Source organism: Psychrobacter sp. M4 (genome assembly GCF_055699795.1).
On the sequence record NZ_CM146740.1, the window covers coordinates 3387962 to 3412330 of the forward strand.

Here is a 24369-nt window from a genome sequence, read left to right on the forward strand (position 1 = left end):
CGATAATCTTTAAGCACGTAACTGCGCTATGATCCAATCGATAATTGCCCATACGAATAACATCCAAGCCGGCTCTTCGCTGGGCATAGTTGGCGCTATTGAATCATCACTACCTGCGCTTGGTGTCAATGGTAGTGCTAAAGCTTGTGCTTTTACTTGTAGATCTAGCACAGGTAAAACGTCTATACCTGTCTGTACGGCTAACTCATCAACGCTGATAACCTCTATACGCTCAGACTCATCATTGGGTGCATAATAAACGCCCGCTTGATTGAGCGCTGGAATATAAACCGCTTTAAAAAAGTGACTGGGCACCAGTACACGATTGGCTAAAAGCTCGGTTTTTTCGTTGGTAAAAGCTACTCCGGTAATGGTATATACCTCACCATACTGCTGGGTCAAATAACGGGTCGCAGACTCAATGTTGCGCCAAATATAGCGATTATTACGCGGCGACTGCGGGGCGATATTAGCCAAACTAAAACTGTCATACTGCTGAGAACGCGATGCCATATCCGCATTAGGCGCTAGATGCCCACGGTCATAACCGGAACCAGAATAGTCTGATAGTTTTGCCCGCATGGACTCTGGCAAACGGCTCTCTTCGTGAAAACTATCATCACGGTCAATCTGCTGGGCTTGCTGCAAACGCGTGCGGGTTAGGTATTCAGCAGACCATAGTGGCGTACGCGACACGCCAGAATACATAACGGCAAAACCGTCCATACATAGCGGCTGGGTATTGACGCTTAGCTTGCTGTTGGTAAATTCTGGATAAATACCCCCATAAAAAGACTCGCTACACTGCGTTAAATCATCGGCACGAACGGGTAATATACCTATTAGGCTCAATACAAATATTAATACACTGGCTTTGATATATCTGACGCAAACTTTGAGACTGACAACACTTATCATGCAATTCTTACCATTTATACTTGCTCATTATAGATATGCTATCCTAGCAAGCGTTTACCCATTACGCCAGTAAAGAGCGATAAGAGTTATTGTGATAAATCTTCAGTCTCAAACCGTGACATTTTAAATCGTATCAGCTATACTTAGTCGCTTAGAAAATAGGGTCGTTCAACAATTAGGGCTGTCAAACACGCCTGATCTAAAACGGTGAAGTGGGTGAGTGGCTGAAACCGCACGCCTGGAAAGTGTGTATACGTTCATAGCGTATCGAGGGTTCGAATCCCTCCTTCACCGCCAATCTTATTTTGTTTCATCAAAACTCTAGCTTTCCTATCTGTCCCACCCTTCTGTAAGTACTTCTGAAACCTTTTACTATAAACCTAGTTATTAACTTATCTTGTCACGCGTAGGCGGTACGGAATAGGTACCAACCACGTGAGCGACCATATCGTCAGAGCCTTCTGAGTATAGTGCAACTTCACCGACAATCAGCGTGCGCCCTACTTTCATTAAGGTACAATCAGCAATAATACGCGCCTTTGCGGATGGTTTACGTAAAAAATTAATGGTCAGACTCGTCGTCACCGTCAGCGGTACAATGCCAATTGTGCCGAGTATCGCCACATAAAGAGCTACATCAGCAATACTCATCAATACAGGGCCTGAGACCGTGCCACCAGGACGCAGCTCATTTATCCCTATGTCATGCGATAATATCGCGCTATTCTCTTTAACTTCCTCAATCTTATATTTAGCTTGTGGAAACTCTAATGCCATAAAAGCATTAATCTCTTCTTTAGTGGCAGACATATTCATCCCTTAGTATTGATCATCCCTGTTATAAATCTCTTACTCTTCTACTTACTTGAGATTTATTAATTTCTCAATTTTTTATATTATCACTCATTTAAATACAACTGCGCCATACTATTATTGGCCTTCTGCGAGATAACAAAACCAGCAAATGCTGTCTATTAGCTTTTATACGAAAAGTATAACCTGACTATGGGTCATTTTTTATTTTATTTGACCTTGTTAGCTTTTGCTTCGTGGTGTATTCAAAACATATAAAGTATGCAAAATGAAAATTGACAACTATGGATAAACAGGCATGATAGAGTTAAAGAAGCGTCTTTAAGGACAGACTATGATCACAGAACAGCACATTTTAGCTTGTATCGACGGCTCAGCCGTGACCCAATCTGTTTGTAGTTATGCTGCATGGTATGGCAGCCGTTTAAACTTGCCTGTCGCCCTACTAAATGTTATCGATGCGCCAGCCTCAACGCGGCGCGATCTATCAGGGACGATAGGTATGGATAGCCGCCAAAACCTCTTAGGAGAGCTAAGCCAGCTTGATGAGCATAGAGCTAAGATCGCTAAAAGTTACAGCAACGCCTTGATTCAAGATGCTAAAAGCTACATCGATGATAACTTTGCGGTAGCAGTAAACACTTATCAGCGCCGCGGTAAACTGCTACCTGCTATTGAGCATTTTAAATCAAAAAACCGCGCTATTATTATGGGACGGCGCGGTCAGGATCATAAAAATAGTCGTCTTAATATTGGTAGTCAAATCGAAACTGTCGCCCGTGCATCGAGCATACCCGTACTTATTTGTTCAGAGACCTTTGTTACTCCCAGCTCATACATGGTCGCTTTTGATGGGAGCAAAACAGCTATTAAAGCGATCCAAATGACGGCTGAGAGTCCACTGCTCAGAGGCATGCAAGGTTATATTGTGATGATAGGATATTCTGATGAGTCTTCTAAACAAAGCCTAACCTCGGCTGTAACACAGCTAAAATCAGTAGGCTTTGCGGTAGAGGCTCATCATCTGCCTGAAGCGGATGCTGTTGATGGCTTGCTCAGCTTTCAAATAGACAACGATGTCGATATCATGGTGGTAGGCGCTTATGGACGCTCTAAATGGCGACAGCTATTTTTAGGTAGTACGACCACTGAGATTATTGCCAGTACTCTCTCTCCAGTTATTTTGGTGCGTTAAATGGTTTTAAAATACACCAGTTTCAATAAAAATTAATCCTCTTCTTCTGTTAAGATGCCTGCGCTGACTCCCTTTTGGCTGCTACTGGTCATTGCATTATATCGCTGCGATTCTGCGCGAGTGGCGTGGCAACTTTCAGAGTGTTTGCTAAATACTGGAGGCTGTGTTTACCTTGATAGCTGTGATGGTGGTGACTATCAAGTTTGTGCCATCGGATTATACTAAAGCTATTAATCTATTTGAAACTTAAGATTAAATCTTACTGATTTAAATAAAGCTCTGCCCGTTCATCCAGCTCTGCTTTTACCGCTCTCCAATTGGGCATCACTTGAGTGAGTAGTCGCCAAAAGCGTTCGCTATGATTGTGCTCAGCTATATGACACAGCTCATGCAATATCACATAATCAATGCATTCTTTTGGTGCTTTTACTAAATGCGGATTGAGTATTAAATTGCCTTTAGTAGAGCAACTGCCCCATTGTTTTTTCATTGCCATGAGTCTAAATGACGGCATGCTTGTGACCCATGAAGCTTTGGACAGTACTGCGTGTAAACGCTCAGCAAAAATAATTTCGGCTCTATCTTGATACCATTTATCTAATAGCGCTTTTACTTTAACTGAACGCTCATTAGCAAACTGATTTTCTTGATTGCCGCTTTCCTGATTATTGCTTGCTTGATTAACGGTAACGTTTAACTTACCGCGACTAAGCTTCACGCTGCTGCTTACCCCATCGTTAGTTTCTGAATCAGTCAGCACTTTTAACACATAACGACGACCCAGATAAAACTGGGTCTCACCGCTGACATAACGCTTGGGCAATACATGATCTTTTTGCTTGGCAAAATCCTGTAGACTTTGCCATATCCAGCGCGCACGTTTCATCACAGCGTCATGTATCATCTCATCACTGGCATCGATAGGCGCGGTGGCGACCACACGCAGATCTGGATGTACCTTGATGACTACTTTTCGAGGTCTGCTTGGTTTAATTAGTTTGCTTGGTTTGGTCTCATCGCTAATAAGCGTGTCGCTTTTAGACTTGCCTGTCTTTTCTTTATAAGTTACTTCTTTACGCACTACTTCATAATGGATTCTATCTTCACCATAATAAAAATCGCCATTCTCAGTCATTACTTACTACCCTCTTGCTGCTCTTGGGCTACTTGTCTCTTTCGTGCTTTTTGCTTCTCTCGACAGCCCAAGCCGAGTAATTTTTAATACCTCTTCAATCAGCTGTTGCGCTTTATCAATACCCAAGTCAGCAAACAACATTGGCAATAAGCTTCTATTAATCGCATTTTCAATTTCGCTGGCATTGATGGAATATTCCGCCACATTGGTTTTAACCACTTCATCAATCTCAAAGGCGTAAGCGACCAACTTGTCATTATCTAGCTCCTTATCCGCTAAGCTATCATTATCACCACCAGCGTCAAATAAAAGCTTAAACAAACCAAAATAAGCCTGAGCATGTTTGTTTAATTTACCCTTATCATCGATAAACGCATTCGGCACATCAGCGACATCACGGTCTTTGACGGCTTGCTCAAAGTCAGCAAACATCATGTACTGCTTCACGGGTGCATCAAACATTGCTTTGGCATCAGCAATCGCCTGCTTCAGTAATTTAGAAAAATACTCTTGCGCATACGGATCATCAGCTAAATCCTGCTCAATCATCTTGGTCACACGACCCGTAATTTTATCAGTCTGGTTACGTGCTTCATCATCGCTTAGATTTTCAGGCTTGAAATCTTTGCCCAACTTACCTAAGTTATCGACCAAATAAACGCCTTTTGCCTCACGAACTTCCAAACCTGCGATATGCTTATCGAGTAAGCTGCGAATATTCGCTTCATACTCATCATAATCGATGGTCTCATCAGCGTCTTCGCGCACTTGCTTACGTAGATTAATAAAGGCTTTGAGATCGGCTTTGTAGCGATCACGCTTGTTATCGAATGATTTGTCTTCAAAGAAAGACGCTGATTGCAGCGCAATTTTCATGGCGTTAGAAAATGCGGTCAAGGCAGCATAAAAGTCGTCACGCGCTTTAAGCTTGGTATCGACTACTCTGCCATCGATTTCCTGCATCTTTGGCGCAAGCACTTGTCTTAGCGCTTGCCCGTCCTGTTTGTTTTTCACCGATGAAAATATAGCCCACAGCTCACTATGTAATCTTGGTAACTGCTTGTACTCAGTATCCATCGCGTTATATAGACCTTTGAGGTCTTCGATATCAAAGCCACCTTGCGTACGTTCCGCTAAGTCTTGGTATTTCTCAATGGTGATATCCAGCTCTTTTAGGATACCGCGGTAATCAATCAAATAACCAAAGCGTTTTTGCGCGTGTAAGCGGTTCACCCGTGCAATCGCCTGAATCAGGTTATGCTGCTTTAAGGGTTTATCGATATACAGTACCGTGTTTTTTGGCTCATCAAATCCCGTCAATAGCTTATCGACGACGATCATAATGTCAGGGCCAGCATCGGTGCTAAAAGCTTCGATAATGGCTTTGGTATAGACCTTTTCATCACCGCCATAGTTATTGGCGACATTATCTTGCCACCAGTTTTGTACGATGTCTTTTGATTCTCCATCAACGGTATCGTGACCTTCACGGGTATCAGGTGGTGACATGGCAACCACGGAAGTCACTTTGCCAATCTTGTCCAATGCCATTTTATAGCGGATAGCTGAGGCTTTAGAATCACAAGCCAGTTGTCCTTTTAGATGCTGCTGTTTAAAGTTTTGAAAGTGATCAGAGATGTCATGAGCGATGAGCTCAATGCGACCTTCAACCTGATAGATTTGACCTTTTTGGGAGAACTTACGCTTGAGATCATTCTTTTGATCCTCGCTAAGCTTTTGGGTGATACGGTCAAACCAAGCATCGATAGCGGCGTCATTGGTATTGAGCTCAGGAACGCGCTCTTCATATAACAGTGGCGTAACGGTTTTGTCTTTGACCGCTTGTTGCATGGTATAGGAGTGAATAATGCTGCCGAATTTGTTCTCGGTCTTATCATCTTTTAGCAATGGCGTACCGGTAAAGGCAATAAAGGCAGCGTTTGGCAGGGCTTGCGCCATACGGATATTGTTCTCACCGTTTTGGCTACGGTGACCTTCATCGACCATGACGATGATGTTTGGGCTGTCGTTATAGCATTCATCATACTTAACGGCTGAGCCAAACTTATTAATAATGGAGAAAATAACGCGCTCATTACCGTGACCGATTTGCTGCGCGAGACGGCGACCAGAGGTTGCCATGGCGTCACGACTATCGCGTTTGCTGGTTATTACGCCACCTGATTTAAAGGTATTGCTTAGCTGGGTTTCCAAATCGACACGATCCGTGACGACAATAATTCGACACTTCGCGAGCTGCTCTAACCAAATAAGCGCTTTAGAGAAAAACACCATCGTAAAAGATTTACCACTACCTGTGGTATGCCAAATCACACCACCTTGCCGACTGCCCAACTTACCATCAGAGCTGTCAAAAGTACTGATACGTTCAATCAATGCTTTGATACCAAAGACTTGCTGATAACGGGCAACAATTTTGCCAGCCTTTTTATCAAACAAAGTAAATAGGCGCATCATCTCCAGCAAACGCTCAGGCTGTAATAAGCTAATGATAAGGCGGTCTTGATCAGTAACGACTAGATCACCGTTATTAATTAATGACCGATATTCATTTTTAACAGAGGCAGGACGATGGCTAAACAAACTCTCAATCTGCTCATTATTAAGCTTTTGGTTTTTTAGACGGGCAAACTCAGGCTCAAGGATTTCTTCCTCGATCCATTTTGCCCAAAACTTTTCAGGTGTACCGCAGGTAGCATACAAACCATCATGACCATTGACCGCTAGCAATAACTGGCTATAAGCAAATAGATGCGGGATTTGTTTATGACCTTGGTTACGGATGTGCTGAGAGACGGCTTGCGCGTTGGTCGATTGCCACTCTCTACTGGAATCAGGACGTTTGGCTTCGATCACTGCCAGCGGTAGACCATTCACAAAGCAGACGATATCAGGAATGACGTTGCCTGTACCCTCGGCATTTTGTACGACAAACTCTTCAGTAAAGTGAAAGCTGTTGTTGTCGATATGCTCCCAATCTATGAGAGCGATGGTTTGCGAGGTCTTTTTACCATCGATAAACTCTGTCACGGTCACGCCATAAAGCATAGCGTTATAGAGGGTTTCATTAGCGAGCTGCAAGCCTAAATTCATAGCAGGATTGAGCTCGTGCATGATTTTATCAATGGCGCTGTCTGATAAATGATGCGCTGTGCCTTCGAACGTAAAGGTTTGCTCGGCTAAAAACGCACGCATGATGGGCAGTAACACCACTTGATTAGTGGCTTTGTTTGACGCTGCTTTTGAGCGCATGGCATTGCATTGGCTGGGTGGAATAAACCGATAGCCCAGCGTGGTGAGCAAGGTTAAAGCAGGGATTTTTGAGCTGAATTCTTCTGCAAAGTTAATGCTTGCACTGGAGCTAATGTTAGAGCTTGGTTTGGTCATAGCTGCCCACTTTAGACATAGCGTTTGTTTGGTTTTGTTTATTGTAGTCATAACGTCATAAAAAGCGTAGCGTTTTATGATATTAACCTATTGGCGCTCATGTATTAACTGGTTAAAAAAATCATCTAGCTGATTTTAATAAAATAGGCATCAATATGGACGTCAAAACATATTTTTCATATAATAACACTGAACGAATATCCAAAAAAATTATAAAATAACAAGTGCCAAACCCATAAAAATAATATTAGGAATATAGCTATAAACATGAATATAGCCAGCTACGACATGCTACAAAGATCTATGCAAGAGACGCCTGCAAACGCTCTTATAAGATTAATATATATTAGTGGCGTAAATACCACTGATAGCTCTGTATTTAAGCATATACAGCATCACTCAGAATCTTTTAACAAAGATAATAATATCGCGGGTTTTTTGTGCAATAACAGCAAGAATTTTTTGCAATGTCTAGAAGGCACAAAGGACGTCATCTCTGCGCTTATGCAAAGAATCTTTAAAGATATGAATCACAAAGATGTGGATGTGGTGTTTGTTAAAAAGGTAAGCGACTATAGCTTTACAGATTGGCGTATGCACAGTCTGAACCTAAATGATGGTAACTGGGAAAAATTCTCTAATCATACTCAGCTAAGTGATATCTCACCCTTCAAACCACAGCATTGGCCTTCTTGGTTCGTTGAGCATTTCATCGAATCTGTAAAAACAATTGATTACTCTACTCTAGATAAAGACTATATTACCTTTGATAGTCTAGGATATTCTGACGTTGAAAAAAAACTGGCTAATGATAATATTTTGTTCTATATCTTTCTTAGTTTATTAATTGGTTCTACCGTCGTGATTTCACTGTTTAGATATAATGTGGTTTCTTGATAAGTTCTACTTTTATAAAAGGCAAAAAAACCGCCAAGGTTGCGCGTTACCCAGAGGGCACTAAGCGTGACGGTTATGTTGGGTATAGATTAGTTGGTAATTGTTTTAGTGTCAATGTTTAATAATATGAAGAATTAGCGAAATACAAGTTATTTCTTAAATAGAGCGCGACCTGTAGGCTGTGGCTTTAGCCCAGCTCAAGACTTTACAAAATTATTATGCTGGGCTAAAGCCACAGCCTACGCATCTATCCCACTTCACGAATAAACATACCTTTAAAATCACCCTCGTCAGCATCTATATGTATTCTTTTATACACTCTTGGCATTTTATCTATAATTTTTTTAGAGAAAACATGATTGGCTTCTTTAATAATATGAGAGTCATAACCTAAAGTGATGCGCCACTCGTTACTATCTTGATCAATGACAACTTCTTCGAGCATTAGATTTTGGATATCTTCGTCTTGATATATCTCATTGAAAAATTGGCGAGCAAGCTTTACGGCTTGGGTGACTTCAATCATATTTCTACTACAACAATGTAGGCAAACTTGATATTCCAAGTGACAAAAGGCTTTCTTTTGATAAATACTCAAGATTATCAAATATCCAGTTTACAAAATCAGCTCCTGCTAATACAGTAACATTGCGCAAATCTGCAAAATTATTGTCTTTAAAATCCCCAGTTGTAATTAGAACTTTATCAATTTGAGAGTAGTCTTCTTCATTGACCTCATACTCTGCCACTTGTTTTATACCATGATTATCTGTTGTACCATCATGATGCTTGACTTGAATAAAAATACCTTCTTTCTTTCCTGAGAACTCTGTAAAACGTGTAGCAACCACATCAACATCTTGTATTCCAGACTTCTCGTTCTTTGCAGGTATATGTGCTTTATAACCTTTTGCTTCTAAAATTTCCTTAATAAGGTGTTCAAGACCTATGCCACCAGATTGAAGGTTAATGTCTTTATTACTGCGCAGTCTTGAAAGCAAATCAGCTTTAAATTTCTCAGTATTTTGCTGTAGTTTAAGCTCTTGCTCTGTATTCCATGTATATAGCTTGTCATTCTTAATCGACTCTATATGCTTATATAATTCATCAGAAAACTCACTCAAATCACAGACAGTCATCCGAATTTTAAGTCTATTCTGTAGAGCCGTTGATAAATTAATTCTGGGGATAAAATAACCATCGTTATGCTTTAGGTATCTAACAGATATTCTATTCTCGCCATATTGAATACCTTTGGTAATGGGATAATGGCTTCTCTCACCAATTACTTCTGCGATAGCAATCGTTCCAGAAAAAGGAACGATCACATAGTCGCCCTCTTTGAGATTAAAGTAACGTTTTATTTGATTAGTCTGTCGACCTACATCGACGTCTTTAAAGCCTTGCTTCATTAAATCAGTGGAATTATCGAATTTAGAGAAATCTACATTGCCCCAGCCATATCCAATTTGATTGTTTTTTATTAGCTTTGGGCTTCTTACCATCATAAATTTTGTTTGAGGCACTTTCTTATCCTTTTTTAGTTGAACCTTGAAAAATGACCATCTTTCAATAGAAAATATTTAGTAAGATATTGTTTGCTCGAATTTAGATTTTGAATCACTATTTACTGAAACTGGTTTGAACCTATTTATAACTAATTCCTTAATGACGCTATCATGGGGGTGCTTATATCTTCTATGAAACCCATGTGAAATTGGACATATAGCATTTTCGAAACCTTCAAGTGACTTTATATTAAAGTTACTACTAGCGCCATGATGAGGTATCTGCACTATCCCAACATACTTAACATATTCTGAATAAACATCTTTTAACACTATTTGATTGAAGTCGCTATCCCCTGTATAAATACAACCCGATTTTAAGCGGCAGGTGTAAACAGCTAAATGATCGCAAGAACTAAGCCACCTAAGAATATTACAAATACACTTATCTTCCTCTCTAAGCTTTAAAGGACCAGAATATACTAATAATGAATTCTGATTTATATTACCCGATAACTTTCTATAAATATCACGTACTTTGCTACCTTTATTTTTAATAACTACATCAGTTAAAACATAGGTTGGATCACTCTTCATTCTGTTTATATCAAACCCATTATTAACTAATAACTCAGCTAATTCGTCTTTCCTTTTTTCACTCTCGTAGTTGTAAGGGATAAAAGCCCATTTCGACTGTTTTTTGTTTAGTTTTCTTATAGTTAGAGGCACCCCACTATCTATTTCAATATATCCTGTTTCACTTGAAAATATTTCTGGTATATTCTCTATAATAATAGGATCTTCAAAGCTTTCTGTATTAGACCTTGCAGGTTTAATTCTTATAACTTTTGTATTTGAGCCAAAAAACTCTTCAGGATTGCTTATAATTTCTTTTAAATCATCTGGTAAATAATAATATGTATTAATTAGTAAGTTTATTTGCTCATTATCCATTAAAGGAATCACAACAAATTTAATAGATTTTACTGATTTGAGTAAAATGGGTATTGTAGAAATATGATCAGTGTCAAAATGGGATATGAAGAGAATATATATATCTTTTCCTTTGAAAGAAGAATCTACAACTGAACGAGATCTAGTAGGGGCATTAGTTCCACAATCATAAATAATATTAATGCCGTCACTATGTTCTTCGGAATAAAAAGCTCCTTGCCCAACAGGATGGAAAGTACGAATCATCATAAGCTTTCCCCATCAACCACCACCCGCTTCTTACCCGTCAACAACACCTGCATCAGCGCCTTTTTCTCTTGCTGTAAATCAGCCAACTGCTGCTCAAGCAACTCAATCTCTTTATCGGCATTGGTTAATACGGTGGCGATTTTTTGTTGTTCTGGGAGAGTTGGTACTTTAAATTTCATACTTTCAAATGAAGTTTTTGAAAGCTCTAAGAAGGTCGAGCCGCTCGCTTTGTTTATCATTCTGTGCTTGTTATATGTTAGAAGATAGTAAACAAACTCAATATTGGTTTTGCTATTAGGAACGATATTTTTGAAGCCTTGATTCGTACACATTTCATGAGAAGTGATTGCCATTGCACCAATCGTTGCACGGGTACAAATAAGCAATGATCCTGCTGGCACTAGCTTAGCTGAGCTATTTTCTAGCCCTTCTAGCGTTATTTTTCTTAGACTAGAGTTTATATAACGACTATCTTGCTTGGTAATATCAGTGGGTGTAATCCAGTTTATATCGCCATCCCAATATTCAGTATTGGATGTACTAGGCGTACCGCCTGAATATATTTTGCCTAAACTACCAACGCTAACCTCTTCCCACTCACTCTCAAACCTTTTCCCCGACTCATCAAGCAAACGCTTTTTACCCGTCAGCAATTGCTGCATCAAAGCTTTTTTCTGCTGGGTACTATTGTCAATCAAACGCTCAGTGGTGCTAATCGCTTTATCCCAAGTGGATAGGATTTTGACAATTTTTTGTTGTTCTAGGAGAGGTGGAACCAACAAAGGTAACTTTTCTAAAGTAGCTTTATTTAATTTAAAGCGTCCTGCGCCTTGTCTTGACAGAAAGTTAGTAATGTTACGGTGTTGAAAATATAAATAGAACCATTCGGAATCGCACGTATTTGAACTTTCAATAATATGTGCATGGTTATTAACTGTACATTTCCCGCTAATAAACTGTGTTTGACGCATTGATTCATATTTAAGGAAGTGATCTCCATCCTCACCAATCAACGCATATGTACCATCTTGTTCATAATCAGCAATATGATCTTGAATTTTAGTCGGTCCGTAGTATGGATAAGGACCAGGAATAAGTGAGCGCACTTCTTGGCTTATAGGCTTACGGAAATTGTTCTTTATATTTAAAGCTTCACCAACTTTATCGAGTTGCCATCCTTTAGGAATAAAGCTGATTCTAGCTTGTATAAGCTCAAGTTTAGAAATTTCACTATGCACCATAACCCAACTCCTTTAAAAATCCTGCCATCTCAGTCTCTAAACTATCCAATTCAGCTTTTAATTCAAGACGCTCAGTACGCACCGCATCCAGATCAATCTCTTCCTCTTCCTCAAAGGTATCAACATAGCGCGGAATGTTTAGGTTAAAGTCGTTTTCTGCTATCTCATCAAAGCTCGCTAGATAAGCATATTTATCCACGCTTTCCCGCGCCTTATAGGTTTCAATGATTCTATTAATATTTTCAGGAGTGAGCTGATTTTGATTCTTACCCGATTTAAACTCATTGCTGGCATCGATAAACAGTACGGAGTCATCAACTTTACCGCTGACAGGATCGGTTTTATTCTTTTTAAATATAAGAATAGCGGACGGAATACCAGTTCCAAAAAACAAGTTGGCTGGTAAACCAATTACCGTATCGAGTAAGTTCTCTTCGATCAGTTGCTGACGGATTTTGCCTTCACTTGAGGCACGGAACAGTACGCCATGCGGTACGACCACGCCCATTCTGCCAGTGTTTGGTTTCAGCGTTTCAATCATATGACTGATAAAGGCATAATCGCCCTTGGTCTTGGGCGGGACACCGCGATGGAAGCGACCATAGGGATCGCTGCTGGCATCACCATGACCCCATTTATCCAGTGAAAACGGTGGGTTGGCCGTCACCACATCGAACTGTAATAAGTGCTTGCCGTCACTACCCAATAGCAGCGGATTACGGATGGTATCGCCCCACTCGATACGGTGATTGTCCTCACCGTGCAAAAACATATTCATCTTGGCCAGTGCCCATGTCGAGCCAATGGCTTCTTGACCGTATAGCGCATACTTCTTGGAGTTTGAGTTTTTGCGTACCATCGCCCCGCATTTGATGAGCAGCGACCCTGAACCACAGGCTGGATCACAGATTTCGTCACCTTCGGCAGGCTCAAGGATAGTCGCTAGCAAGTTAGACACTTCTGGCGGCGTATAGAACTCACCAGCCGTCGCCCCACTACTGGCGGCAAAGTGCTTGATTAAGTACTCGTAAGCATTACCAATCACGTCCAAACTACCGACACGCTCAGCGCTGAGATTAAGAATGTCTTTGCAAAAGTCTTCTAGTAGGTGGCGTAGTAGCTCATTCTTTTGCTTTTCTTGGCCCAATTTATCAGTATTGAAGCTAATATCTTGGAAGACGTTTTTAAGCTTGGTACCGTTAGCTTCCTCAATCGCATGTAGCGCCTCATCGATACGTTGACCGTTGCCCGGCTGGTGACGCTGCTCGTATAAATCCCAAAAGCTGGCGCCCTCAGGTAATACAAAACGCTGCTTGGACATCATGGCGTGGATCAGCTCGGGATTCTCGTTACCAGAGCCGCCATACTGCTCGACTAGCTTGATGTATTCATCTTTATAGACGTCAGACAGGTACTTGAGGAACAGCATGGTTAAGATAAAGTCTTTATAAGTATCGGCGCTGATGACGCCGCGAAAGGTATCACAGGCGTTCCAGACGGCTTTATTGATATCGTCTTGATTGATTGGGCTGGTTTGTTTATCAGGCATTACTGGCATTTCCTTAAACGGCTATGTACTGTTGAATAGTTTTTATGGTCAGTTATTTTAGCTAATAATAGCAGGCTGTAGAATGAATGGCAGATGTTATTGATTCAAAATTCGATTATAGTAGACATTTATAATAGTCTTTTAAATCAGTTAAGGAGTTTAATCATGAAAAAATTAGGACTAGGTATAGCCGTAGCGCTAAGTTTAAGTGCTTGCGCTAGTATGAACAATGGCAGCGTAAATCCCAATAGCCCAAACCAGATGGTCACTCAATACCCTATTGAGACCGCGTTTCTTAATATCTATACCAAAGAGCGCAGCCAGACACTGGAGGCCGTAGTAAACAATCAAACCGCATCAGCGCAAATTCAAGTGACACCCAAAGGCAATATGGTGTTCGATAATAAACAAGTACAAGGCAGCGAGATAAAAACCACCAATAAGATCAACAATCAAATTGCTAATCAATCAGCCGCTATCAACTACTTTACGCTCAATCCATTAGTATTCTACGGCTTTACTGACAGCTCAGGTAAATACTCGCTATCGAACCAAACGACTACTATTCCTAAGAGAGCTAGCGTTGGTGACTCTAGTCCCCTAATCACTGAAAACGTCTATAGTGACCGCAGCATGCGTAACAAGGTAGGCACTTATCAGCAAGACTGGTCTTTGACGCAAGATAGCAATAATACAGCATGGCTATGTATAAACACCTCAAAAAATCTATTGCTCGCTAACGCAGCTGAGGGCAGCACATCAGAGTGCTATAAGATCAATCCTCAAGGCGATATATTAGCCAGTAAAACCAGTATCTCCTACCCGACAAAAAGTGGCGTGAAAACAGTAAATTTTGTGAGTAGATAGTTTTTAACCTCTTAACAAACCCATCTATCTATTAGGTGGGTTTTGTTTGTCCTAATTGGCTCTTTATAGCAAATACAGTCATTATGATTGGCTTTTGGATCAATACTAAAAACTATTAAATCCTTAGGTCTTGCTATCTTGTGTTGATAGTTATAAAAACTTAATTCAAAACAATCAAAAGGTCAGGAAAACCCGATATGGATTTGGTAAGCATCCTTATTTATGACACAACATGGAGCTTTGTCGCTGAGATAATTCTGCGTACCGCTATTATGTTCAGTATGATTATCATTTTCTTGCGCTTTACTGGCAAGCGCGGCGTGCGCCAACTCTCCATATTTGAGCTGACTATTATTTTATCACTAGGCTCTATCGCAGGCGACCCTATGTTCACCGAGGATCTGCCTATCATTCAAGCGATTATCATTATGAGCGTGGTCATTGGCCTGTACCGCTTGTGCACGTGGTTTATGATGAAATATCAGCCCTTTGAGAATCTATTAGAAGGTCGCGCCGTTTACATTGTCGAAGATGGTCTGTTAGTACTTGATAAGATAAAAAAAGGTAAAATGTCGCATGATGAGTTCTTTGCTGAGATGCGGACGCAAGGGGTTGAGCATTTGGGGCAAGTACGTGTCGGCCTACTTGAGACCGATGGTAACTTTAGCTTATTGTTGTTTTCGCCTGATGACACCCGCTATGGTATGCCCATTTTTCCCAAACAATATCAAGCGATTGAGAAGGTAGAGCCGGAGCAACTTTATGCTTGTATGTACTGCGGGCACGTTACTCATCTCTTTGATCCCAATGAGATTTGTACACGCTGTGATGACGATTGTGAAAACTGGGCACCGGCTATCAATACTGGCATTGTCAGGTAGCTTGGTATTGAGCGTAATAGTTAGATACTTCGATTTAAAACAATTGAGACTTTGAAACAATTGAGAAAATGCAACCTTGGTAATGCTCCGTCTTAGCCTTTCAAAATAAGCATTTTCGTAATGTTAATCATATATAAAACATTGAAAACCTTTTTTGTAACAAGGACTTACTAGAAAGCTTAACAATATACAATTGCGTCGTAACTGTTACCTTTTCCAATGACTCCTCAACACTAGTAACTTATAAATACCCTATGATGAATGTATAAATATTAGGGGCGTAAAAAAATAACAAAGCCTATAATTTATGCAAATCCAAATAAGGAAAGTACTATGAAAAAGTTGTTAATGAGTTCAATCGTTGCTGTTTCTAGTTTATTTGCAGTAGCCGCTTGCGCTCAAACTGGCGCTACCAATCCTTCGGTAAATGCTATGCCTCATCACAATAATATGCCGCAGCATAATATGATGCAGCAACAAGGGCAGATGGGTATGAGCGAGCAAGGTATGATGTCGCAGCTAAACTTGACTGGAGAGCAACAAAACCAGATGCGCGCGATTATGCAAAGCAATCAGGGCGATTATACACAGAAGCGTAATGCGATGATGCAAGTGCTCACCCCTGAACAGCGTCAAAAAATGATGCAAATGCGCTCTCAGCACATGCAGCAAGGTGGGCATATGATGAATCAAGGCGGCATGCACCACAAGGGTATGATGCCACAAGGTCATATGATGAATCAGGGTCAAAATGGGCAGATAAATCAAGGTGGGCGTATGGATATGAGCCAGTAACGCTACTATTTTGTAGATAAATAGACCTTTATAATTTAGCAGAACTATTTTAATTTCTATAGTTTTAACCAAGCGTATCAGCTAATCCTGATGCGCTTTTTGCTGTTTGTACTTTATTATTGATATACAACAGTTAATGGTCAACAGGCGTACCCTCAGTGGTAAACGCGAAGGCTTTATTACTAAAATCACCAATCATAATGGCTTCAATCACAGGTTTTACCGTCTCATCTACCCCTTCAACTTCAATGATAAAGTTAGCACCCGAGCCGCCTTTGTCCTCTTCTTTTTCGACGATATAGTTGAGCGTGCCCATAGCTGGTAGTTCAATAGGGCTGTCCACATAGGGTTTTACAAAAGTGCCATCGGTGTCATAGTAATCAATTTTATTAATATATAACGATTTATCAAGAGTAGTATTGCGTACACTGAGAGTGGCAGAGAGCAAAACCTTACGGTTTTCTCTGTTGATATAAATATCTGAATAAATGGGTACATAGAAAGTTTGACTATAGCCGAACTGGCTACGATCAACTGCTGATGTTATCTCAAGCTCTGCGATGGGATCTTGCTGCTCTTCTGACAGCATCACGTTGGGATCTTGCGAGACCTGATTACAACCAACCAATAATACAGCGCTGATTATGGTTGCCGTTATTCCCTGTTTATTCATGACTCTCTCCTTTGAGACGCCCTGATTCAATCCTTGGTCTTCAAACCCTTAGTGTTGAAACTTGCTATTGACTGGCCTTGATGACATTGATCCTGTCTTAATTCAGTATAGCAGCCCCTCGCCCATTAGTGACCCCTCATTGCTAATTGTTAGTTAGATGTATATGCCAACTTATGAGGAGAAACATAATGTGACTGAGTAGGTTATAATTCATCAGCAATACTGACTATCAATCAAAACAAGATCAATGACGGACAACGCTTATGTTAATGGATATCTTTTTAACCCTGCACTTTATATTGCTGCTATTGATATCTCTGCGCGTGCTTGCCCGTGATAATTTGACCGCTCCTGCCCGCCTAGCTTGGCTGGTTATACTCTTTATATTGCCTTATGTTGGCGTAGTGGTGTATTGGTTGTTCGGTGAGGTACATCTAGGACGCAATTTTGAGCGCAATTATAAGCAAGTTATCAATAAGCTACACCAGAACAATCCTGAAGTGCTCGGTAGTGCTACTGCTATAGAAGCTATCAAGCCTGAATATCGAGCAGCGTTTGCTTACTCTGCCAATGTGACCGGATTTCGCACTACCCTTGGCAACCGCGCCGAATTAATGGCCGATGCAGCAGAAACCAGTAGACGTATGATTGCCGATTTTGATGCAGCGACTGATCATATCCATGTGCTGTACTATATTTGGCTTATCGATGGCATGGGAATTGATACCGCGCAAGCGCTGATACGCGCGGCGAAGCGCGGGGTAACTTGCCGCGCGATGGTTGATGGGATGGGATCACGTAAAATGGTGCGCTCAAAAATATGGCGCGAGATGCAGGAGGCAGGTGTACAAGTTAGTGTTGCCCTACCGTTTCGTAACCTTATAAAAGTGCTACTATTTAGCCGTATTGATTTGCGTAATCACCGCAAAATTACGGTGATTGATGGCAAAGTTGGCTACTCGGGCAGTCGCAACTGCGCTGATCCTGAATTTCGCGTCAAGCCCAAATATGCGCCGTGGGTAGATATCATGATGCGTATTGAAGGGCCAATAGTCGCGCAGAATCAGATGCTGTTTGCCAGTGACTGGCTGATGAAAAACCCAGAGACACCGCTTGATAGCTTTCCTTATTTTACCGAGCCATTAACGACTATACCTAAACGCTTTGATAAAGATAAAGCTACGGCAGAAGATGGAGAGTCTACTGATAGCGACAGTGAGTCAGCTGGCCTTGCCGCACAAGTCTTTGCCGATGGCCCCACGCAGCGCCAAGGCACAACGCCGCAGTTTTTAGGTGCGCTGATTAGTCAAGCCGAGCATACGCTGATTATCTCCACACCCTATTTTGTGCCCGACTACTCGCTTGTCAGTGTGCTCTGTGCGACAGCTTATCGCGGCGTAGAGGTAACGATGATTTTCCCCAAAAAGAACGACTCGTTCATTGTGGCGGCGACCAGTCACAGTTACTATCTACAACTGCTTGAAGCTGGGGTAAAGATTTATGAATATAAGCCTGGCCTGCTGCACGCCAAGACTTTAACCGTTGATGGGGAGATTGGTCTTATTGGCTCCACCAATTTAGACCTGCGCAGCTTTGACTTGAATTATGAAAACAACGTGGTCTTTAGCGATAAAGCCTTAGCCGCTGATATTGTGGAGCGGCAATATCAGTATATCGCTGATTCTAAAAGCATCAGCCTTACAGAGGTTAAAAACTGGCCGCTGATTTATAGAATTTGGAATAATGTCGTGGCGACGATGGGACCGGTACTTTAGCTATCGTTAAAGGCTTTTTTGCAAAACATAAATGACAAATTTGGCCTCGCTGACACATGGTTTATGGTCAGTAGCAGCCAGTAGAGCTTGACGTTTGTCAGCACGCGCCCGATAGCTATACGGCGTCATGGTCAATAAATCAGCTAGTGCCTCTGTCGATAAGCGCATGTTAGCGGTTATACAGTGGGTATCTAACAGTTTAAAATAAGGCGCAAGCTCGTCTAAAAACTTATCTGAATCATGCTCTCGAACCTCATCAAATAACGCCTCACGTATACTAGCTAGATGTCCTACATCGGGTTTGGCAATAATCAAATAACCGTCTTTTTGTAAGACGTGAGCAAAAGCTGCTGGCAGAATCGGACTAAAAATACTGCTGATACCCGTCATACTTTGCGCCCGTAGTGGCAAATGGGCGGCACTAGTTACCAGCGGATAAATAGCAGCCGTTTTATTTGCGTCCTCTTCCTCCTGTATGTCCTGCTGATAGCGCTGATACCAAAGTCGATTTGCCGCTTTGCTGGTCTTAGCAAGTTCTAGTACAGCAGGTTTACTAATATCAGCCGCTAGCAAAGTATCTATGCCGGTCTGCGCCATCGCCTCAGTGTAATAGCCTTCGCCGCAGCCAATATCTAGCCAACTGATTGGCTGTTTATTTTTTTTATCTAGTAGCTTTTGTATTTGCTGACAGATAAGAGTCTGTAATGGCTGATAATAGCCCGCCTTTAAAAAACGCTGCCGCGCCGCTACAGACTCTGGACTATCTCCTGGCGCTTTGGACTTTTTTTGTTGTACTGGCAATAGATTGATATAGCCTTGACGCGCCACATCAAATGAGTGTGCGGTATGCTTGGCATTAAGACTACCATCACAGCGCCATGTATCTGGCGCAGGTATGAGGGGGGATTGACAAAGCGGACAGATAAATAAGGACACAAACCATCTCAGTGTTATAGTTGATTTATTCTAAAAAGATACTGTGCTGCTGGTATAAATTTTGCGCAGTCTCTGTCTGCAAAGGCGCAGCACGCAAGGAAAATTTATACCAGCAGTACGATGACATTGACGTATCGATTTTTTGTACTGACTATATGTAAATATGAAACTAACGCAGTTTTAGCGTCATCAAACCCAACACCACAAGTACGATAGCAATGATCCAAAACCTCACCACAACTTGGGTCTCTTTCCAGCCAATCTCTTCAAAATGATGATGCAGGGGCGCCATACGAAAGATACGTTTTTTGCGCATCTTATAAGAACCGACTTGTAGCATCACCGATAGAGCTTCAGCGACAAACAATCCACCCATAATGGCAAAAGCAATCTCTTGACGGGTCATTACCGCAATCGTACCTAGCATCGCCCCTAATGCCAGCGCGCCCACATCACCCATAAATACCTGAGCGGGGTGAGCGTTAAACCATAAAAACCCAAGTCCTGCGCCAATCATCGCCCCGCAAACGATAATGACCTCGGAGTTGTAAGTGATATAAGGGACATGTAGATACTCTGAGAATCTAATATCGCCCGATACATAAGCCATCGCTCCCAAACCTGCAGCAACTAGCACCACGGGTAATATCGCCAGACCGTCTAGACCATCGGTTAAGTTGACCGCATTGGAGGCACCATTAATCACAAAATAGGTGAAAATAATAAAGCCGATACCGAACGGAATAACGGAGAAGGGAATGATTAGATTTTTAAAAACTGGAATTAATACATCTTGCATCTCGCGCGTCGTTGCCATACTGGGCTGTATAGAGGCAATATAATACAGTGATACGCCTACAAACAGTGCGCCCATAGACAACCAAAAATACTTTTTGCGGGCGATTAATCCCTTCGGATTTTTATACTTAATCTTTAGCCAATCATCTGTCCAGCCTACTGCTCCAAAGATCACCATGACCACCAGTAAGATCCAAACATAGGGATTACTTAGCCGCGCCCATAGCAGGGTTGCCACGCCAATAGATGTCAAAATAAGCACCCCGCCCATAGTGGGGGTACCGGTTTTAATCAAGTGTGACTGCGGCCCATCATCGCGTACCGCTTGCCCATACTTCAAAGTACGCAGATGCTTGATCACACGTCCACCAAAAAACAGACTAAATGCCAGCGCTGTAATCACCGCAAGTAGCGCGCGTAGAGTGAGCGAGGATACAGCAAAAAATGGCGTGTAGTACTGACCCAGCCATTCAAACAACCAAACTAACACAGCCTACTCCTCAACTAGTGCATCAATAAGGGTTTCCATCGCCATAGTACGCGAACCCTTGAACAGCACGGTACAAGGCTGTGCCTGCTGAGCTTGCAAAAATGTTTGCAAGTATTGCAATAAACTATCTTTATCTTCAAAAGCGTGCGCTTCAATGGCACCAACTTCCTCAGCGCCCGCCACACTGTACTTGGCAAACTCCCCTACACAAAGGAGCATATCGATGCCAGTAGCGGCAATGGTACGACCCAAGCTTTGATGTTCACTCACGGCCGCATCTCCAAGCTCTGCAATATCGCCTAATACCATTACTTGAGTACCGGTTTGTGCTGCCAGCACTTTGGCGGCGGCGCGTACTGAATGCGGGTTGGCATTATAAGTATCATCGATGAGGCGATGCATACCGAGTAGTTGACTGTTCAGACGTCCTTTAGCAGGCAGCGCATTTTCAAGACCGATAACGATATCGTCGACACTGATATTTAGCGCGTAGGCACAGGCGGCAGCGGCTAAAGCATTGTTGACATTGTGCTCGCCTGCCAGTGGCAGCTTGATATCATGAATATTCGTACCGATATGTAGCTTAAACTCACTACGCTCAGGCTCTACCTCTAAATGGCTGGCACTAACATCGGTATTACCAAAACCTATCACATGAGAAGTATGCTGCTCAGCAATGCGGCGCAACTGATTGGTAAAGTCATCTTTATCAGGAACAATCGCATATTGATCATCGTTTAGAGTGTGATAAATCTCAGCTTTGGTCTGACAAATACCTTCGCGGCTACCAAATTCGCCCAAATGCGCGGTACCAATATTTAAAATACAGGCCACATCAGGACGAACAATCTCGGTAGTGTAAGCGATCTCGCCGATATGGTTGGCACCCAGCTCAATAATGGCATAGCGGTGGTGATCGGAGAGCTCAAGGAGCATCATTGGTACGCCCAAGTCGTTATTTAAATTACCGCGCGTGATCAAAGTAGGTGCAAGTCTACCAAAGATACTACCAAGCATCTCTTTACAAGTGGTCTTGCCACTAGAGCCGGTGATCGCAATGATAGTGACATCTTGATGCTGCTGACGGCGATAAGCTGCGAGCTGTCCCAAAGCCAGACGGGTGTCACTGACTACCAGTTGCGGAATACTGGTAGAGATCGGGCGCGCTACAATAGCAGCAATAGCGCCTTGAGCGGCAGCGACATTAATATAATCATGACCATCGAAATTGTCACCAGTTAATGCCAAAAAGATATCGCCAGTCTTTATAGTACGGGTATCAGTAGTGATACGGTTACTGGTCACCCCAATCTGGTTTGCTGTCTGCTTTGCTGACTCTACTTGCGCCGCCTGCCAGCGACCATCAAGCGCTGCCATTGCTGCTAATAAATTATCCGCTTGCCAGACATAAAGTCCTTGCGACTGAATGGTATTATCGTTGTCAGCTGTCATAGTGATTACCTTGTAGGGTGGCTGCTTATTTAATTTTTTGTTTTATAGGTGATAGTTGTATAGTTAGTAGCTTAGTATTGCGCTACCTTGTTTTATAGGGCGAAAAGTTTTATAGGGCGAAAATTATAGTACAGATCCTATAATCGGCCAGCTTGCTGTAGTGCCTGCTGCAAGACCACGCTATCATCAAAATCGAAACGCACGCCATTGATCTCTTGATAAGTCTCGTGACCTTTGCCTGCGATGACGACGATATCATCTAGACCGGCGTGACTGACGGCATAATCGATGGCTTTTTGACGAGCAGGCTCGATATGGGTACGCTGATATTGCTCGGGGCTCATGCCAGCTTGCATATCCTCCAAAATACGAATGGGATCTTCGCTGCGCGGATTATCAGCGGTCAGTATCACTTGGTCAGCACCAGCCAGCCCCGCTTGCGCCATTAAAGGCCGCTTGCCAGCATCACGATCGCCGCCGCAGCCAAATACCGCCCACAATTGTCCTTGGCAGTGGGCTTTGAGGCTACCAAGCACTTGGCTCAAGGCATCGGGCGTGTGCGCATAATCTACGATAAAACAGCCTTCACTCGACGGTACGCGCTGCATACGTCCGATAGCGCCTTGCAGCTGCGGCACTAAAGCTTTGAGCTGCTCTATATCGATGCCGAGAGCTAGTGCCGCACCAATAGCGGCAAGTAAGTTGGCAACGTTAAAGCGGCCCAGTAAAGGACTGATAATATCGATATCTTGACGCAGCTTGTCTTTGACTTGGCTACGTAAGGTGATTTTGACCCCTTCAAGACTTGGGCTGATATCGGTAGCTGTAAGGGTAGCCTTGCTGTCTGCCTGCAAGCTATAGGTCCATACGATCAAACCGCTGTCCCGTGCCGCTTTTAGCATGACCTTGGCATACTCATCATCAGCGTTGATGATGGCGTGAGTTAGCGCCGGGAACTGCGCTTTATCGAACAGTTTGGCTTTGGCTGCCACATACTCGCTCATATCGGCATGATAATCCAGATGATCACGGCTTAGATTGGTATAAATAGCGACTTTGATTGGCGTGCCCTGCAAGCGCTGCTGATCAAGACCGTGCGAGCTGGCCTCAAGCGCCAGAATATCAGCTTGCTCTGCTCCCATTTGATATAAAAACTTCTGCACAGCTATCACGTCGCCGGTAGTATGACTAGCCTGAGTGAGCGCGCCAAGCCGTCCATTGCCCGCCGTTCCCATTACCGCACTACTCATAGTGGCCAACTGCGTTAATTGAGCGACCAGCTGACTAATCGTGGTTTTGCCATTGGTACCAGTAACGGCAACAACAGTTGGCAAGGTCACAGGCTGCTGATATTGCAGGTGCGCTTGCACCAAATCGCCCAAAAAGCTGCGGATGTCAGGTGTATGAAGCACAGGACAAGACAATGCTTCTAAAGCATGCTGAGCAGTAGATTGGGACTCGGTTGATGCTGAGTTTTCTTGCAGTTGTATATTACTATGAGGCGGCACATTGCCTGCGATCAATAACGATGCAGGATCAATCTCAGATAAGATAAAGGCCGCATGTTTTGCGGCTTGATAAAGATAGTCTCGGCTTTTTTGGCAGTTTGGTCGCTGGCTGTTGAGCAGTATAAACACCTCACCATGTGCCACTTGGCGACTGTCCAAACGCAGTGCTGCAAAGGGAATCGTTGCTATCGATTCGGCAGGATGACTGGCGTTTATTATCTTAGATAAATATTGACTAAACCTCTTATTATTACTGCTGTCTATAAGCTGTTGCAGCGTTGTCGTGTGCCGGGCTGAGGTAGTCATATAAATCCTAGACGAAGATAG

20 protein-coding genes and 1 tRNA gene are annotated in these 24369 nt (G+C 42.5%); 7 read left to right on the plus strand and 14 right to left on the minus strand.

Annotated features, from left to right (window positions below; all coding sequences use genetic code 11):
• Nucleotides 1-9: 9 nt before the first annotated feature.
• The gene (locus tag ACR63N_RS14235; protein WP_472782209.1) at nt 10-918 is read right to left on the minus strand and encodes a DNA/RNA non-specific endonuclease; all 909 of its coding nucleotides are present in this window, start codon (nt 916-918) and stop codon (nt 10-12) included.
• Between the two features lie 206 nt (nt 919-1124).
• On the opposite strand from ACR63N_RS14235, the gene ACR63N_RS14240 reads away from it, so the two are divergent.
• A tRNA-Ser gene (locus tag ACR63N_RS14240) sits at nt 1125-1215 on the plus strand.
• 90 nt (nt 1216-1305) lie between these two features.
• Here the strand turns inward: ACR63N_RS14240 and ACR63N_RS14245 are convergent.
• Nucleotides 1306-1728, minus strand: coding sequence for a PaaI family thioesterase (locus ACR63N_RS14245; RefSeq protein WP_367105441.1), 423 nt, complete (start codon nt 1726-1728; stop codon nt 1306-1308).
• 337 nt (nt 1729-2065) lie between these two features.
• Between ACR63N_RS14245 and ACR63N_RS14250 the strand changes: the two genes are divergently transcribed.
• Complete coding sequence (locus tag ACR63N_RS14250) at nt 2066-2926, plus strand: universal stress protein (protein ID WP_472782210.1); 861 nt, start codon at nt 2066-2068, stop codon at nt 2924-2926.
• 259 nt (nt 2927-3185) lie between these two features.
• Here the strand turns inward: ACR63N_RS14250 and ACR63N_RS14255 are convergent, their stop codons facing one another.
• Together ACR63N_RS14255 and ACR63N_RS14260 are read right to left on the minus strand one after the other, a co-directional pair.
• Complete coding sequence (locus tag ACR63N_RS14255; RefSeq protein ID WP_472782211.1) at nt 3186-4061, minus strand: M48 family metallopeptidase; 876 nt, start codon at nt 4059-4061, stop codon at nt 3186-3188.
• A 6-nt stretch (nt 4062-4067) separates the two neighbouring features.
• On the minus strand, nt 4068-7520 hold the full coding sequence (locus ACR63N_RS14260) for a type I restriction endonuclease subunit R (protein WP_472782212.1): 3453 nt from the start codon (nt 7518-7520) through the stop codon (nt 4068-4070).
• 216 nt (nt 7521-7736) lie between these two features.
• Between ACR63N_RS14260 and ACR63N_RS14265 the strand changes: the two genes are divergently transcribed.
• A complete protein-coding gene (locus tag ACR63N_RS14265; protein ID WP_472782213.1) occupies nt 7737-8366 on the plus strand; it encodes a BLUF domain-containing protein in 630 nt (209 codons plus the stop codon).
• A 247-nt stretch (nt 8367-8613) separates the two neighbouring features.
• Here ACR63N_RS14265 and ACR63N_RS14270 read toward each other — a convergent pair whose 3' ends face one another.
• Genes ACR63N_RS14270 through ACR63N_RS14290 form a run of 5 tightly spaced genes read right to left on the minus strand, consistent with a single transcriptional unit; the run spans nt 8614 to nt 13867 of the window.
• Nucleotides 8614-8892, minus strand: a complete 279-nt coding sequence (locus tag ACR63N_RS14270) for a hypothetical protein (RefSeq protein WP_472782214.1) — start codon at nt 8890-8892, stop codon at nt 8614-8616.
• A gap of 7 nt (nt 8893-8899) precedes the next feature.
• Nucleotides 8900-9892: a restriction endonuclease gene (locus ACR63N_RS14275; protein WP_472782215.1), complete on the minus strand. Its 993-nt coding sequence runs from the start codon at nt 9890-9892 to the stop codon at nt 8900-8902.
• A 57-nt stretch (nt 9893-9949) separates the two neighbouring features.
• The gene (locus tag ACR63N_RS14280; protein WP_472782216.1) at nt 9950-11077 is read right to left on the minus strand and encodes a hypothetical protein; all 1128 of its coding nucleotides are present in this window, start codon (nt 11075-11077) and stop codon (nt 9950-9952) included.
• The gene (locus ACR63N_RS14285) at nt 11074-12318 is read right to left on the minus strand and encodes a restriction endonuclease subunit S (protein ID WP_472782217.1); all 1245 of its coding nucleotides are present in this window, start codon (nt 12316-12318) and stop codon (nt 11074-11076) included. The genes ACR63N_RS14280 and ACR63N_RS14285 overlap by 4 nt, the downstream gene beginning before the upstream one ends.
• Nucleotides 12308-13867: a type I restriction-modification system subunit M gene (locus tag ACR63N_RS14290; protein WP_472782218.1), complete on the minus strand. Its 1560-nt coding sequence runs from the start codon at nt 13865-13867 to the stop codon at nt 12308-12310. Before ACR63N_RS14290 ends, ACR63N_RS14285 begins: the two co-directional genes overlap by 11 nt.
• Before the next feature lie 165 nt (nt 13868-14032).
• On the opposite strand from ACR63N_RS14290, the gene ACR63N_RS14295 reads away from it, so the two are divergent.
• The 3 genes from ACR63N_RS14295 (at nt 14033) to ACR63N_RS14305 (ending at nt 16410) form a co-directional block, all read left to right on the plus strand.
• On the plus strand, nt 14033-14734 hold the full coding sequence (locus ACR63N_RS14295) for a hypothetical protein (protein ID WP_472782219.1): 702 nt from the start codon (nt 14033-14035) through the stop codon (nt 14732-14734).
• Between the two features lie 197 nt (nt 14735-14931).
• Nucleotides 14932-15615, plus strand: coding sequence for a DUF421 domain-containing protein (locus ACR63N_RS14300; protein ID WP_367107325.1), 684 nt, complete (start codon nt 14932-14934; stop codon nt 15613-15615).
• A 333-nt stretch (nt 15616-15948) separates the two neighbouring features.
• Nucleotides 15949-16410, plus strand: a complete 462-nt coding sequence (locus ACR63N_RS14305; protein WP_472782220.1) for a hypothetical protein — start codon at nt 15949-15951, stop codon at nt 16408-16410.
• Between the two features lie 133 nt (nt 16411-16543).
• On the opposite strand, the gene ACR63N_RS14310 is transcribed toward ACR63N_RS14305, so the two are convergent.
• Complete coding sequence (locus ACR63N_RS14310) at nt 16544-17083, minus strand: DUF3124 domain-containing protein (protein ID WP_367105427.1); 540 nt, start codon at nt 17081-17083, stop codon at nt 16544-16546.
• 263 nt (nt 17084-17346) lie between these two features.
• Between ACR63N_RS14310 and cls the strand changes: the two genes are divergently transcribed.
• Complete coding sequence (gene cls, locus ACR63N_RS14315; protein WP_367105426.1) at nt 17347-18858, plus strand: cardiolipin synthase; 1512 nt, start codon at nt 17347-17349, stop codon at nt 18856-18858.
• Nucleotides 18859-18864: 6 nt separating this feature from the next.
• On the opposite strand, the gene ACR63N_RS14320 is transcribed toward cls, so the two are convergent.
• The 4 genes from ACR63N_RS14320 to ACR63N_RS14335 form a co-directional block, all read right to left on the minus strand.
• Nucleotides 18865-19794 (minus strand): putative RNA methyltransferase, encoded by a 930-nt coding sequence (locus ACR63N_RS14320; protein ID WP_367105425.1) that lies wholly within the window; start codon nt 19792-19794, stop codon nt 18865-18867.
• 169 nt (nt 19795-19963) lie between these two features.
• On the minus strand, nt 19964-21082 hold the full coding sequence (gene mraY / locus ACR63N_RS14325; RefSeq protein ID WP_367105424.1) for a phospho-N-acetylmuramoyl-pentapeptide-transferase: 1119 nt from the start codon (nt 21080-21082) through the stop codon (nt 19964-19966).
• A 3-nt stretch (nt 21083-21085) separates the two neighbouring features.
• Entirely contained in the window at nt 21086-22459 is a 1374-nt protein-coding gene (locus ACR63N_RS14330; RefSeq protein WP_472782758.1) for a UDP-N-acetylmuramoyl-tripeptide--D-alanyl-D-alanine ligase, read from the minus strand.
• Between the two features lie 212 nt (nt 22460-22671).
• Nucleotides 22672-24348: a UDP-N-acetylmuramoyl-L-alanyl-D-glutamate--2,6-diaminopimelate ligase gene (locus ACR63N_RS14335; protein WP_472782221.1), complete on the minus strand. Its 1677-nt coding sequence runs from the start codon at nt 24346-24348 to the stop codon at nt 22672-22674.
• Nucleotides 24349-24369: the final 21 nt, after the last annotated feature.